The organism is Stenotrophomonas sp. JAI102, from assembly GCF_013409105.1.
Taxonomy (GTDB): Bacteria; Pseudomonadota; Gammaproteobacteria; order Xanthomonadales; family Xanthomonadaceae; genus Stenotrophomonas; species Stenotrophomonas maltophilia_AA.
This window is the reverse complement of the sequence record NZ_JACCCI010000003.1, coordinates 395,341-410,014: the sequence shown is the minus strand read 5'-3', so window position 1 is coordinate 410,014 and position 14,674 is coordinate 395,341. Positions and strand designations below refer to the sequence as shown.

At 70.7% G+C, this 14,674-nt stretch carries 9 protein-coding genes; 6 read left to right on the top strand and 3 right to left on the bottom strand.

Annotation, left to right across the window (positions count from 1 at the left end; translation table 11 throughout):
- The first annotated feature begins 58 nt into the window (after window positions 1-58).
- From HDC96_RS14980 to HDC96_RS14955, 6 genes are all read left to right on the top strand, one after another.
- Entirely contained in the window at window positions 59-514 is a 456-nt protein-coding gene (locus HDC96_RS14980) for a MarR family transcriptional regulator (RefSeq protein ID WP_121043644.1), read from the top strand.
- Between the two features lie 101 nt (window positions 515-615).
- On the top strand, window positions 616-825 hold the full coding sequence (locus HDC96_RS14975; protein ID WP_019183984.1) for a DUF1656 domain-containing protein: 210 nt from the start codon (window positions 616-618) through the stop codon (window positions 823-825).
- Complete coding sequence (locus HDC96_RS14970; protein WP_179460690.1) at window positions 822-1,730, top strand: HlyD family secretion protein; 909 nt, start codon at window positions 822-824, stop codon at window positions 1,728-1,730. The genes HDC96_RS14975 and HDC96_RS14970 overlap by 4 nt, the downstream gene beginning before the upstream one ends.
- The gene (locus HDC96_RS14965; RefSeq protein WP_179460689.1) at window positions 1,727-3,184 is read left to right on the top strand and encodes an efflux transporter outer membrane subunit; all 1,458 of its coding nucleotides are present in this window, start codon (window positions 1,727-1,729) and stop codon (window positions 3,182-3,184) included. The genes HDC96_RS14970 and HDC96_RS14965 overlap by 4 nt, the downstream gene beginning before the upstream one ends.
- 3 nt (window positions 3,185-3,187) lie before the next feature.
- Window positions 3,188-5,245 carry an FUSC family protein gene (locus tag HDC96_RS14960; protein WP_179460688.1) on the top strand — a complete coding sequence of 686 codons (2,058 nt, stop codon included), beginning with the start codon at window positions 3,188-3,190 and terminating at the stop codon, window positions 5,243-5,245.
- Between the two features lie 84 nt (window positions 5,246-5,329).
- A complete protein-coding gene (locus HDC96_RS14955) occupies window positions 5,330-5,725 on the top strand; it encodes a hypothetical protein (RefSeq protein WP_088435243.1) in 396 nt (131 codons plus the stop codon).
- A gap of 14 nt (window positions 5,726-5,739) precedes the next feature.
- On the opposite strand, the gene recD is transcribed toward HDC96_RS14955, so the two are convergent.
- Genes recD through recC form a run of 3 tightly spaced genes read right to left on the bottom strand, consistent with a single transcriptional unit; the run spans window position 5,740 to window position 14,617 of the window.
- The gene (gene recD, locus HDC96_RS14950; protein ID WP_179460687.1) at window positions 5,740-7,635 is read right to left on the bottom strand and encodes an exodeoxyribonuclease V subunit alpha; all 1,896 of its coding nucleotides are present in this window, start codon (window positions 7,633-7,635) and stop codon (window positions 5,740-5,742) included.
- The gene (gene recB / locus HDC96_RS14945) at window positions 7,632-11,273 is read right to left on the bottom strand and encodes an exodeoxyribonuclease V subunit beta (protein ID WP_179460686.1); all 3,642 of its coding nucleotides are present in this window, start codon (window positions 11,271-11,273) and stop codon (window positions 7,632-7,634) included. The genes recD and recB overlap by 4 nt, the downstream gene beginning before the upstream one ends.
- The gene (recC, locus tag HDC96_RS14940) at window positions 11,270-14,617 is read right to left on the bottom strand and encodes an exodeoxyribonuclease V subunit gamma (protein ID WP_179460685.1); all 3,348 of its coding nucleotides are present in this window, start codon (window positions 14,615-14,617) and stop codon (window positions 11,270-11,272) included. The genes recB and recC overlap by 4 nt, the downstream gene beginning before the upstream one ends.
- Window positions 14,618-14,674 lie beyond the last annotated feature (57 nt).

Sequence of the window (14,674 nt, the reverse complement as noted above, 5' to 3'; positions counted from 1 at the left end):
CCGCGGTTGTGCCACGGGTATTGATAGGACGCGAATTAGTAGTATCCTATCTATTCTGATGAACCGATCCCTCGACGAACGTACCCAGCTGCAGATGCAGCTCAGTTCCGGCCTGCTCTATGCAGGGCGGCAGTGGCAGCGCCTGGCCGACCAGGCCCTGGGCAGCTACGGCATCTCGGCCGCCTGCACCATGCCGCTGCTGATGATCGGGCGCGCCGGCGGGGGTATCCGCCAGGTGGCCTTGGCTCACCAGCTGGGCATGGAAGGCCCCTCGCTGGTACGCCTGCTGGACAAGCTGGCCGCCAGCGACCTGGTCCGCCGCGAATGCGACGCCAGCGACCGCCGCGCGAACCTGCTGTGGCTGACCGACAAGGGCGAGGCCCTGGTCAGCGAGCTGGAAACCCAGTTGATCGGCCTGCGCCAGGACGTGTTCGGCGAGCTGACCCTGGATGAACTGCGCACCGTCCTGAAGCTGTGGCAGCTGCTGGCCGATGCGGCCGACCGCGTGACGTAAGCCTGTTCCCCCGTTGTACCGCCCGGTGTCGTACTGCGACGGCATGACGTACGACGACCCACGGTCGTCGCCTACCTTTTTCCAGTGGACCCTTTGCCTCGATGTACGGTGAATTCAGTCTCTATGGTGTGTTCGTCCCGACCCTGCTCGGGCTGATGCTGCTTGCCTACCTGCTCAAGAGCGGGTTGCGCGTGGTCCTGCAGCGCACCGGCGCCTACCGCCACATCTGGCACCCCGCCCTGTTCAACCTGGCCGTGTACGTGATCGTGCTCGGCGGGTTGTTTTCCCTGATGCGTTGGATGCAATCGTGAACAAGATCCTCAAGCAGACATTCCCGGTCGTGTTGACCGTCGTGGCCGTGGTGGCCGCCGTGCTGGTGCTGCGCCACCTGTGGGCGTACTACATGGACGAGCCGTGGACGCGCGATGCGCACGTCAGCGCCGACGTGGTGCAGGTCGCGCCGGACGTGTCCGGGCTGGTGGAGGCGGTGAAGGTCGCCGACAACCAGCCGGTCAAGCGCGGTGAGGTGCTGTTCGTGGTCGACCGCGCGCGCTATGAGATCGCGCTGGAACAGGCCCAGGCCGCGCTCGGCGAACGCCGTGCCACGCTGGACCAGCTGCGCCGCGAGATCGCGCGCGACCGCAGCCTGCAGGATCTGGTCGCCGCCGAGGACGCCGAAGTGCGCCGCGCCAAGCTGCTCGCCGCGCAGGCCTCGATGGCCACCGCACAGGCCGCCGTCGATCTGGCCAAGCTCAACCTGGCGCGTACCGAAGTGCGCAGCCCCAGCGATGGCCACCTCAACGACCGCACCGTGCGCGCGGGCGACTACGTGACCGCCGGGCGCCCGGTGATGGCCGTGCTCGATACCGGCTCGTTCCGCGTGGACGGCTACTTCGAGGAAACCCGCCTGCAGGGCGTGCATGCCGGCCAGAAGGTCGACATCCGCCTGATGGGCGAAGCGCAGCCGCTGCAGGGCCACGTGCAGAGCATCGCCGCCGGCATCGAAGACCGTTACCGCAGCGAGGGCAGCAGCCTGCTGCCGAACGTGACCCCGGCCTTCGACTGGGTGCGGCTGGCCCAGCGCATCCCGGTGCGCATCCATATCGACCGCGTGCCGGCCGGGGTGAACCTGATCGCCGGCCGTACCGCCACCGTCACCATCCAGCCGGACACCGCCCCGGCCACGCCGGCGCAACCGGCACGGACGGCGCTGTGAACCGCCCGGCGCTGCACCGCATTGCGCTGGGGCTGGCGCTGACCACGCTGGCCGCGTGCCGCACCTTCGGCCCGGACTACGCGGTGCCGGCCGGGTCCGCCTTCCAGCGGCCGGAGGCGAATGCCGCCTTCCTCGAGACCGGCAACCCGCAGGTCGCCGCTGGCGCCGCGCTGCCCGCGCGCTGGTGGGAGCTGTACCAGGACGACACCCTCAATACGCTGGTGCAGCAGGCGCTGCGCGACAACGTCGAACTGAAGGTCGCCGATGCCAACCTGCGCCGTGCCGCCGCCGTGTATGAGCAGGCGCTTGACGCAGGTGGCTTCGAGTACGAGGCCGAGGCCGGGGTCAGCCGCGCGCAGCTCTCGGCCGAATCGTTCCTGCTCGAACACGAACTGCCGCCGATCAACCTGGCCGACGGCAAGTTCGCGGTGTCCTATCAGTTCGATCTGTTCGGCAAGCTCAAGCGCGCCTCCGAGGCCGCGCATGCCGACGAGCAGGCCACTGCCGCCGCGATGGACCTGGCACGCGTGTCGCTGGTCGCACAGGTGGCCGGCAGCTATGTCGACATCTGCCACGCCAACCATGAGCTGCACGTGGCCGAGCACTCGCTGCAGCTGCAGCAGCGCAGCCGCGAGGTCACCCAGCGCTTGATCACGGCCGGTCGCGGTACGCCGCCGGAGCTGGCCCGCGCCAATGCCCAGGTCGCGATGCTGCAGGCCGCGCTGCCGCCGCTGCGTGCACACCGCCAGGCCTCCGAATACCAGCTGGCCGCCCTGCTCGGCCGCACCCCGGGCCAGCTGCCCGAGGGCGTGAGCGACTGCAGCCAGGCCCCGACCCTGGCCCAGGCGCTGCCGATCGGCGATGGCCGCGCGCTGCTGCAACGCCGCCCGGACATCCGCCAGGCCGAGCGCAAGCTGGCCGCCGCCACCGCGCGGATCGGCGTGGCCACCGCCGAGCTCTACCCGGACATCCGCCTGGGCGCCTCGGTCGGTGCGGCCGGCCTGCTGGAAGATTTCGGCACGCCGCTGACCCAGCAATGGTCGATCGGTCCGCTGATCTCCTGGACGCTGCCCTCCTCCGGCACGCACGCCCGCATCCACGCCACTGAAGCCGGTGCCGACGCCGCGCTGGCCGAGTTCGACCACAGCGTGCTGCAGGCGCTGCGCGAAACCCAGACCGCGCTGAGCCGCTATGCCCAGGATCTGCAACGCCTGCAGTTCCTGCAGCAGGCGCAGCAGCAGGCCGACCTGGCCGCCAGCCAGAACCGCCGTCTGTACCAGGGCGGACGCACGCCCTACCTGGCCAGCCTGGATGCGGACCGCAGCCTGGCCAGCGCCGATGCGACCCTGGCCGAGGCGCAGGCGCAGGTCTCGCGCGACCAGATCCAGCTGTTCCTGGTGCTCGGCGGCGGCTGGAATGCCGACGCCGTCGCCACCGGCACGGCCGCGAGGTAAGCCATGCTGCTGCTGGACAGACAGGCCTGGTTGTTCTCGGTCAAGACCTTCCTGGCGGCGATCGCGGCGCTGTACATCGGGCTGGCCGGCAACCTCTCGCGCCCGTACTGGGCGATGGCCACGGTCTACATCGTGACCCAGCCGATGCTCGGCCCGACCCGCGCCAAGGGTGCCTACCGCATCCTGGGCACGCTGATCGCCGGCGCGGCCACGCTGTGGATGCTGCCGCACCTGGTGGAAACGCCCCTGCTGCTCAGCGCGGCGATGTCGCTGTGGCTGTCCGCGTGCCTGTTCATCGCCCTGCTCAACCGCGGCCCGCGCGGCTATGCCTTCCTGCTGGCCGGTTACACCACCGCCTTCATCGGTTTCCCGGCGGTGACCTCGCCGGACACCATCTTCGACACCGTGGTGGCACGCAGCGAGGAGATCATCCTTGGGACTGTAGTGGCCGTGCTGTTCGCCTCGCTGTTCTTCCCCGCCTCGGTGCGGCCAATGCTGCGCTCGCGGATCGGCAGCTGGATGGGCGATGCCGCCGACTGGTGCCGGCAGATCCTGACGCGCGGCCATGCGCACGGCCCGCGCAACCGCCTGGCCGCCGACCTGGTGCAGTTCGAAGCGTTGATCGAATTCATGCGTCGTGACGACCCGCGCCATGCCGGTGCGGCGGTCTCGATGGAGCGACTGCGCGAGCGCATGCTGCTGATGCTGCCGGTGCTCTCTTCGATCGCTGACCGGCTGGGTGCACTGCGTGCGGGTGGCCGCGCGCTGCCGCCCGGGCTGGAGCCGTTGATCGCCGATCTGGCGCACTGGCTGGAGCAGCCGGGCCGATCAAGTGCGAGCGCCTACGCCACGCTGCGCGCGCGCATCGTCGCGCTCAAGCCGGCGGTGGACGGCGAGCTGGATCACCTGCTGCTGGTCACCCTGCTGCTGCGCCTGGAAGAACTGGTCGACCTCTGGCAGGACTGCACCACCCTGCACGCGGCCATCGACGAAGGCACCGCGCCGAGCGATACCGCGCACTACCGCGTGTGCACCCAGCGCGTGGACCACGTACGCCACGTGGACTACGGCATGGCACTGTTCTCCGCGGCCAGTGCCGGTGTCGCCCTGATGACCTACTGCGTGCTGTGGATCGGGCTCGGCTGGGAAGGCGGTGGCAACGGCGCGATGATGGCCGCGGTGGCCGCCGCGTTCTTCGCCGCGCAGGACGATCCCGCACCGAGCATGCTGTCCTTCCTGCTGTGGGCCATCGTGGCCAGCCTGGTGGCCGGTGTGTACCTGTTCGGGATCTTCCCGGCGGTGCACGACTTCGGCAGCCTGGTGCTGGTCCTGGCGGTGATCTTCCTGCCGCTGGGCCTGCTGCTGCACCGGCCCAAGACCGCGCTGATCGGCCTGCCGCTGACGGTGAACCTGGTGGCGCTGCTGAACGTGCAGAACACTTACAGCGCCAACATCCAGAGCTTCATCAACTCGGCCGTGGCGATGTTCATCGGGATCGGCTTTGCAGTGGTGATGACGCGGCTGTTCCGCTCGGTGGGTGCCGAGTGGACCGCGCGCCGGCTGGTGCGCCAGGGCTGGAACACGCTGGCCGATGCGGCCGAGGGCCGCGGCCAGCAGGACCGCCAGCAGTTCGCCGCGCGCATGCTCGATCTGCTCGGCCTGCTGGCACCGCGGCTGGCGGCCACGCCGGAAGGCAGCGACATCGCCTCGGTGGACATGCTCACCGAAGCGCGGATCGGCCTGAACATCCTGCAGCTGCGCCGCTCGCGGCACGGCCTGCCGGCGCCCAGCGTGGCTGCGATCGACGCGATCCTGGACGAAGTGGCGGCCCATTACCGCGCGCAGGCGGCGCGTCGGCGCCCCCTGCCCGCCCCCACCGGGCTGCAGGCCCGGCTGGAGGCCTCGCTCAAGCGCGTGCAGACCGTGGAAGCCGGCAAGGCCCGCGATGAGGCCCTGATGGGCATGATCGGGCTGCGCTATGCGCTGTTCCCCGAGGCACCGGTGGTCGCCGCGCCGGCCGAGACCACCGCAACGCCACCCGGCCTGCCCGCGCCGCGCTGAACCGGCCGGGCGCGGGCCGGCCGGTCCGCGCCGATCAGGGCTATCCTGACGCATGCATTTGCGCATGGATCAAGGTGATTCCCGATGAGTTACGACCTGATGGTGTTCGACCCCGCCGTCGCCCCGCGCGAGGCCGAGGCTTTCCTGCAGTGGTATGACGCGCAGACCGAGTGGAACGAGACGCACGACTACGACGACCCGAAGGTGTCGGTACCGGCGCTGCAGGCGTTCTTCGCCGCGCTCGCCGAGCATTACCCGCCGATGGACGGCCCGCTGTCCGATGAGGAAGACGACCGCCCGGAAGTGACCGACTACAGCATCGGCCAGCACGTGGTCTACGCCTCGTTCGATGACGAGGTGGCCGAGAACGCGCACGGCCTGGTGCAGGTGCTGGCCAACACCCACCAGCTGGGCTTCTTCGATGTCAGCGGTGACGGCGCCATCGTGTTCCCCGACGGCACCGTGGTGATCCCGGAGTAAATCCGGACACGGGGCTAGAACAACTGCCCCTGGGCCGGCGCCGTCACGACGGCGTCGGCCAGCGTTTCCCCCCCGCCGCCCTGCAGGCGTGCGGCCAGGCCGGACAGACGGCTGGCATGCCGCGCCAACGCGGCCTCCACTACTTCCGCACTGCCGAGCACGTGCAACGACTGCCGCGCGCGGGTCATGCCGGTGTAGATCAGCTCGCGCGAGAGCACGCGGTTGTCGCGTCGCGGCAGCTGCAGCCAGACCTCATCGAACTCCGAGCCCTGCGCCTTGTGCACGGTCATCGCGAACGCGCTTTCATGTGCCGGCAACGCACCCGGGTGGAAGCCGCGCGGTTGGTCCGGCGTCTCGCCAGGGAACCAGGCGGTCACGCTGCCCTGTCGATCGATCAGGCAGATGCCGATGTCGCCGTTGAACAGGCGGTGCCGGTAGCTGTTCTCGGTGATCAGCAGCAACCGTCCGTGGAAGTAGCCCGGCGCCATGCCCGGCCGCGGCACACCGGCCAGCAGCGCTTCGATGCGGGCATTGAGTCCGCGTGCACCCTGTGGGCCCTCGCGCACGGCGGTGAGCAGGCGGATGCGGCCGGCATTGGCCAGCGCCACGCCGGGATCGGCTGCCTCACCGAGGCCACGCCAATGCCCGAGCAGCTGCTCGCGGTGGTGCTGCAGCGGATCGCTCTGGTCCTCGTGGAAATGCACGCCAGCCAGCGTGCCTACGCGTAGCAGGGCAAGCGCGGTGGCACTGTTGCCGTCGCGCACGGCATGCGCCAGCGGCGCCAGATCGAGCGCGTCGGTCTGCCGGTAGCCCCGCTGCAGCTGCACGCGCCGGCCACCGAACCGGCGTGGCGGTGCCAGCGGTTGCAGCGCACCGGGCGCGAGCAGCGCGCGCAATGCCTGCGCATCATCGGCCTGGGTGCCCAGGCCATCGCCACTGGCGCGCAGGATCGCACTGAGCACATCACCGGCTTCCACCGAGGGCAGCTGATCGGGATCGCCGAGCAGCACCAGCCGGCTGCCATCGGCGACCGCCTCGACCAGCTTGGTCATCAGCGGCAGGTCGATCATCGAGGCTTCGTCCACCACCACCACGTCATACGGCAGCGGGTTGTCGGCGTGATGGCGGAAGCGCGGCGAATCCGGGATTACCCCGAGCAGGCGATGCAGGGTGGTGCCGGTGCTCGGCATCGCATCGCACAGCGCCGGCGCGATTCCGACCAGGCGCAGCCGCTGCACGGCCAGGCGCAGGCTCTCGGCCATGCGTTCGGCGGCGCGGCCGGTGGGCGCGGCCAGCGCGACCCGTGGCAGTGCCTGGTCAGCCTGCACCGCCTGTGCGGCCAGCAGCACCAGCAGCCGCGCGATGGTGGTGGTCTTGCCGGTACCGGGGCCACCGGTCACCAGCACCAGCGGATGGCGCAGCGCGACGGCGGCGGCACGCGCCTGGTGATCGATGCCGTCGCGCGCCTGCGGGAACAGCTGGCCGAACAGCGTGGCCAGGGTGCCGGGATCGGCCTCGGCCAGCGGATGCGTGGCGATGCGCTGCAGGCCAACGGCGAGGCGGCGCTCGTACTCGCGGTAACGGCGCAGATAGAGCAGTCCGTTCTCCAGTACCAGCGGCGCATCCCCGGCGACCGCGTCATCCGCCTCGGGCACATCCACCCACGGCGAAGCGCGCAGCTGCGCCAGCCACACGTCCGGCGCAGGCCATTCGATCTCGGCGTCGATCAGCCGCTGCGGTTGGTGCGGGTCCAGGCCGGCGTGCCCGTCCGAGACCGCCAGCGATGCCAGTGCGGCAGCCAGCAGCACTGCATCGGGCGTCTCCGGGCGCAGCCGGCGCAGGCTCTGCGCCAGCGCGTGGTCCAGCGTGCGCAGCGCGTTGCCGCGGTACAGCGTGGTGAGCAGGCTCATGCCTCCCCCCGTGCGCGCGCGGCCATGCGGGCCTGGGCGTGTTCGCCACCGGCGAACAGCGCATCCAGTGCATCGACCAGGGCCGGATCGAAGCGGTGTGCGTACAGGCCGGGGCTGTCCTCGCGGCGGGCATCCAGGCCACGGCAGAACAGGTAGCGGATGCCGCCCATGTCGCGCGTGTAGTCGTACTGCGCGCCCAGCCGGAAGCGCAGCCAGCGGTGCAGCGCCACGGTGTAGATCAGCGCCTGCAGGTCGTATTCGCTGTGCTGCATCGCACTGGTCAGCCGGGCCGCGTCGTAGCCGGGCAGGCGGTTGGATTTGTAGTCGAGCACGTACCAGCGGTCCGCGCGCACGTAGGTGAGATCGATCTTGCCGGTCATCAGGCCCTCCAGCCGCCGCCGCGTGCCGAAGCCATGGCGGTCGCGGACCAGCCCGTGCGCGTGCAGCAGGGTCAGCAATGCCGGGACCGCGGTCGGCTGCATCGCGAAGTGGAACTCGATTTCGGCGCGCCGTGCCTCGGCCGGCAGCTCGTGCAGTGCACCGCCTTCCGGCAGCGGCACGGTCAGGGTCTGGCCGACCAGCGCGGTCAACATGGCCACGCCATCGTCCAGGTCTTCCTCGGCATAGCCTTCCGCGCGCAGCGAAGCACGCAGGACCTCGGCTTCCTCGCCGGGTGCCGGCTGCCCGGCCTGCCATCCGCCCCATTGCGCGAAGTCGGTGTTTTCCAGCGCATCGTGCAGCACGTTGCCAAAGCGGCTGCCCATGAAGCGCGGGTCGATCTCTTCCAGGGGCACGGCCGGTTGTTCGGTCTCCAGCGTGAGGTCCGCAACGGCCGGTTCGTCGGCGGCGGGGGCCGGTACTTCGGTCGCGGCCGCATCGGTGTCATGGCCCGCATCGGCATGCGCCAGCTGGGTGAAGCTGTACACCCACCAGTCGTGCGGCACGCGGCGGGTCAGCGCGCGTACCGGCGGCAGTTCGCCCTCGCGCTCGAACGCGAGCTGCGCCGGACGGGGCTCCACCGCGCCGTCGATCACGGCGATGTCCGGATGCGCACGCAGCGCCTCCAGGTCCGACAGCATCGGTGCCAGGCGGGTTCTGGCCAGCCCGGCGAGATCGCCGGCAGCGATCCACAGCGCGTGCTCGGCACGGGTCAGCCCGACGTAGAGCAGGCGCGCGTCTTCGGCTTCCTGTTCCTGCGCGCTGCGGGTGCTGGCCGCACTCCAGCTGTCGTCCTTGTCCAGCTTCCAGTGCAGCTCACGGCGGCCGTTGGCGTACACCGTGCAGTTGGCCTCGGTGTTGGGCGCGCCGCCGCCGATGCCGACGAACGGCAGGAACACCAGCGGATACTCCAGACCCTTGCTCTTGTGCAGGGTGATGATCTGCACACGGCGCGCATCCGATTCCAGGCGCAGCAGCTGCTGCTCGTCGTCCTGGTCGGCATGCGCCATCTGCACCTGCAGCCAGTCGAGCAGGCCATGCATGCCCAGGGTCTGCCCGGCCGCCTGCTGCAGCAGCTCGCCCAGCTGCAGGTAGTTGGTCAGGCGGCGCTCGCCATCCAGCAGACCGAGCAGGCGCTCGGCATGTTCGGCGCAGAGATCGGCGATCACCGCGAACGGACCGCCGCGCTGCCAGCGCTCGCGCCATTCCAGCAACCGCACCTGGAACGAGCGCTGCGCATCGCCTTCGCGTTCCAGCGCGTCGATCGCCTCGGCATCTTCGCCGAGCAGCACGGTCGACAGCGCGGCGCGCAGGCGCCCTTCATCGGCCGGCTGCAGCAGGGCCAGCAACAGCAGGCGCAGGTCGTGCGCTTCGGGCGTGGCGTACAGGCTCTGCTTGCCTGCGGCGACCGCAGGAATACCCACCCCACCGAGCGCCTGCTGGATGCGCGTGGCCTCCTTGTGCGAACGCACCAGCACCGCGATGTCGCCGGGCTGCACGGGCGCACCGCGCAGCAGCGCGCGCCCTTGGCGGGCCTCGCTGAGGATCTGGTGGATCGCGGCCACGCAGGCGTCGCTGGCCTGCTGCCGGGAGGGATCGGCCTTGAGGTCGCCGCCCTCGGTGTTGTGCAGCACGCGCACGGTCAGGCCCGGCGCGGGCATCCCGTCGCGCAGGAAATCCGCATCCACCCGGGTGCTGCCGGGATGCACCGGCTCGAAGGCGATGTCGACCTCGAGGAAGGCACGTTCACCGGCATTGGCGTACAGCGCTTCGATCGCGTGCAGCACCGCCGGACGCGAGCGGAAGTTGCGGTCCAGCGCGGGCGCTGCGTCGGCCTGGCGCTTGGCCTTCAGGTAGGTGTGGATGTCGCCGCCGCGGAAGCCGTAGATCGCCTGCTTGGGATCGCCGATCAGGAACAGCGCCGGTGCCAGGCCGGCCTCGCGGGTCTCCTCCGAATCGCCGAACACGCGCTGGAAGATGCCCCACTGACGGTCGTCGGTGTCCTGGAACTCGTCCACCAGCGCGATCGCATACTGCGCACGCAGCTGCTGCACCAGGGTCGCCCGGTGCGGGCCCTCCAGTGCATCGGCGACACCGTCGATCAGGTCATCGTAGGTCTGCACGCGGCCGATCCGCTTGAGCTCGGCCAGGCGCGCACGCGCTTCGTCGCGCAGGTCATGCAGGAACGCGGTGGCCTGCTGGCGCAGCCACTGCTCACGCGCGTCGGCGGCATGCCACCAGCACTGCAGCGCATCGAACAGCGGCGAGACCGGGCACTGTCCCTCCATGCCGTCCTTGCAGAAGGCCAGCAGCTGCACCGGCAGCAGCTTGCCCAGGTGGCTCTTGTCGCCGCGCGGCCAGTGCTGCGCGCTGCGGCCGGCAGACAGCTCGCCGAAGGCCTTGTCGAAACTCGGCCGTTTGGCTCGGCGGCCGTCGAAGACCTTGCGGTCGAAGGCGGTGGCGATCCGTGCCTGCGCGTCCTCGGCGTGCGCCTCGATCGCGTCGGCGAGGGCCGCAGCGGCGAGCCGCAGCTGCGACGCCGGGTCGTCGACGCTGTGGGTGGGGCGCGGCGGCAGCAGCGGCAAGGGCTTGATCAGCGTGGAGAGATCGCCGGCCAGCGCCTCGGGAGACGGCCACAGCCAGGTCAGCGCATCGACCGTGGCCGGGTCGTTGGCATGCACGCGCCAGAGGTCGGCGGCGAGTTCCTCGTGCAGCTCGCGCTCGCTGGGCAGCAGGGTTGGCGGATCGAAGGTATGCCCGCTTTCCAATGCATGCTCACGCAGCACGCGGGTGCAGAAGCCATGGATGGTGAAGATCGAGGCGAGATCGATTTCATCGGCCGCGGTCTGCAGCCGGCGCGCCAGCGCAGCCGGGGTTTCTTCGCCGAGCGCGAGCTGGCGTTGCAGGATCACCCGGGTCAGGGCGACCTCCGGGCTGTCCTGTTCGCCGGGCACGCGCTCCACCAGCTGTGCGGCCAACGCCAGGCGCTCGCGGATGCGCTTGCGCAGTTCCTGCGTGGCGGCATCGGTGAAGGTGACGGCCAGGATCTGGCCGATGCGCCAGCCTTTCTCCACCACCAGCCGGGTGAACAGCGTGGCCAGGGTAAAGGTCTTGCCGGTTCCCGCGCTGGCCTCGATCAGGCGCACGCCATCCAGCGGCAGCGCCAGGTAGGGATCGTCGAGCAGGTCGTGGTCGATCATCGCAGGGCTCCTTCCTCGTCGAAGCCCGGGAACACCCGGCCTTCGCGCACCGCGGTGAACACCACGAAGCTGTTGTGCAGCAGGTGACGGTAACTGTCCGCGCTGGCGAATGGATCGTGGCCGCGCAGCGCGAGCTGGTAGCCGGCGCCGGTGGATTCGCCCCAGCTGCGGTCGCTGCCATGCCACTTGGCGCGGCCCTCGGCCTCGCGCTTGGCCTCGGCGGCGGTATACAGCACCCAGCCGGTGGACGGGCCATACAACAGCGGCGCGCGCAGGCCTTCGCTGCGCAGCTGCAGCAGGCGACGCAGGACCTGGCGTGCGCGCTCGGCGTCCAGCGGCGGCAGCGTGTGCGGCCCCAGCCCGTCATCGCCCGCCTCGTGGAACTGGACCAGCGACCGCGCATCGCCGGCCGCGTTGGCCAGCAACCAGTCCAGACCCTGGCGGATCGCGGCACGGCCGTTGAGCGGGCCCGGGCGCAGGCGCACCAGGCCGTGCGGATGCAGGCCGTCGACCCGGCCGTGCAGGCGCACGCCATCGATCTCCACCTCGTAGCGGCGACTGTCGGCCGCGGTACCGGCCTGCCACTGGGCCAGGGCCTGCGCGTACGGCTCGGTCTGCGCCTGCAGCAGCGCGAACTGGCGCTCGCCCAGCGCACCGGAGGGCAGCAGCGCACGTGCGCGCAGCCGGGGATACAGCGGCGCGGCATCCTCGTCGAGGGTGGCCTCGATCACCGCCTGCTGCAGCAGCGCGGTGTCGCTGCCGCGTGCGGCCATCACCAGCGGCTCGACGTCCTCGGCGTTGTCCACGTCGTCGGGCAGGCGCAGGCCGAGCCGTTGCGAGAGGAACTGACTGGCTGGATCGGTGAGGAAGCGACGCAGCGCGTCCACGCTCAGGTCGGTCTCACCGCTGCCGCTCTCCATCGGCGGCAGGGGCCGCGCGAACCACGGCGCCAGCGCGCGGCGAGCACCGCCGAGCGAGCCGGCGGCCGGGTGCCACTGCTGGCGGTAGCTGAAGCGGCGCGGCTCTTCACCGCCACCGAACGCGGCCGGCGCGAACGGCTGCAGCGAATGCCGCACCGTCATCTGCCTGGCGGCCGCGGGCGGATCCATATGGTAGTCAGCCGCCGCGTCGATCAGCTCGCTGACCAGTACCGAGGGCTCGCGCACGCTGCCATCGCGCGGGTCGGCACCCAGATAGCTCAGGTAGAACACGTCCTGCGCCGAGGCGAACAACTGCAGGAACAGGAAGCGGTCATCCTCGCGCAGCGAGCGGTCGCCGTGCCGGCGCTTGTCGGTGCCCAGCTCGGCGGTGAGCTGGTTGAGCCCGGCCGCCGGGTCGCGGCGCGGGAAATCGCCGTCGTTCAGGCCCAGCACGCAGATCACCCGGAACGGCAGCAGCCGCATCGGCACCATCCGGCCAAAGCTGACGCCGCCGGTCAGCAGCGGTGCACGCGTATCGGCCTGGGCGAGGACGCCGGCGAAATGGGCACGCAGCACCTCCGGCGGCACCTCGCCCTCGAAGCCGGCGGTGTCGGCGTCGCGGGCGAACTCGTTGATCAATTTGCGCAGGCGCTCCAGTGCGCGCTGGCTGTTGGCGGCCTGCGGCGGCTCGGGCAGCAGTGCATCGAGCAGGGCCAGCAGGCGCTGTCGCCACTGCCCGGGCGACATCGTCTCGCCGAGTACTTTCTGGTAGCGGGCCAGCACGCGCAGCAGGCCGAGCAGGCGGTCCAGCGCATCCAGCGCACTGCCTTCCAGCTCCGGCCACGGCGCGACCCCGGCGATATCGCCGTCGCTGCCGCTGGCATGCCCGAGCAGCAGGCGATCGAGCGCGAACTGCCAGGTAAAGGCATCGTCGACCGGGGCCTGGTGTTGGCCGCGATGGGTCGCATCCAGCCCCCAGCGTGCGCCGGCGGCCTGCAGCCAATCGTGCAGGCGGTCGAACGCTGCGGCATCGAGACCGGCCGCCTCGGCCAGCGGCGCGCTGGCGAGCAGGTCGAGCACTTCGTTCAATCCGAAGCGCGACACCGGGAGCCCGAGCAGATGCACGAACACATCGGCCAGCGGCTCGCCGGCCAGTGGGCTGGTGTCGGCCAGCGCGTATGGAATGTGCTCGTCGCCCCCGCTGCGTCCGCCGAACACCGCTTCCAGATACGGCACGTAGGGATCGATGTCCGGCGCCAGCACCGCGATGTCGCGTGCCTGCAGTGGCGGATCGAAGCGCGGGTCCTGGAGCAGGCCGCGCAGCTGGTCGTGCAGCACCTGCAGTTCGCGCAGCCGGGTGTGGCAGGCATGTACCTGCAGGCTGGGATCGTCATGGCGCAGCCCGTCGCGCAGCGCGCCGGCCGGCTGCCCGCGACGGTGGAACAGGTCGCGCTGCAGGCGGTGCAGCAGGCTGTCGGACAAGCCACCGTCGTCCATGTCCGGACGCGCATCGTCTTCGGGATCGTCGTAGGCGGCGATCTCGCCGGAGGGATGCACGACCTCGTAGCTGCCCAGCACCGCCATGAAGTCGCGACCGGCCGCGCCCCAGGCCTGCAGCAGGCGGTTCTCGCCCGCCGCCTCGCCGAACGGATCGGGCGCGCCGCTGCGCAGCTTCTCGCCCAGGGTCTGCAGATCGCCCCAGTAGGCCTGGGTCGGCGTAGGCAGATAGAAGTGGATCGTGCCGACCCGCGCCTGGGTCGCCATCACCCGCAGCACGTCCGGGGAGATGTTGAGCGTGGCGAAGGCGAACACGCGCGCCGGCAGGCCCTGCGGCAGCGGCTGCCCGGCGCCCTCGAAGCGGGCCAGATAGGCATCGATGCGGCGCGCACGGTACTGCTCGCCACCGGCAATGCGCCGCCACAGGATCGCCTGCGGGTCGTTCGGTGCCGCGCCGGCCTCCCAGCGCAGCAGCCAATCACGACGCCAGGCCTGGTACTTCTCGAACACCGAGGCCAGCTCGGCGGCCAGCGCCCACGGCTTGAGCGGATCGGCCGCGGACAGGTAGGCCTGCAGGGCCGCCATCGGCGGCTGCGCCATCAAGGCCGGGTCGCGCAGGGCGGCGTACAACCGCCAGCGCAGGCCCTCGGCATTGAGATCGTCATGTTCGCCGGGCACGTTGGCGTTGAGGGCGCGGGCGACCAGCTCACCGGGGGTGAGGAACTCAAGATTGGCGGCAATGCCATACTCGGCCGCCAGGGTCGACTGCAGCCAGCGGCGCATCGCGACCTGCGGGATCAGGACCACCTCCGGCACCAGGATCGATTGGCCCGGCACCGGCGTGCGCAGCGTCGTGGCCAGCAGGGCGGCCAGCACATCGAGCGAGTTGGAGTGGTACAGGCGGAAGTCTGAAGCAGCGTCGGTCATCGCAGGAGTGTGCCGCAGCCCGCGCACGAACGCAGCGTCGGCGCTGCACTCACCTGC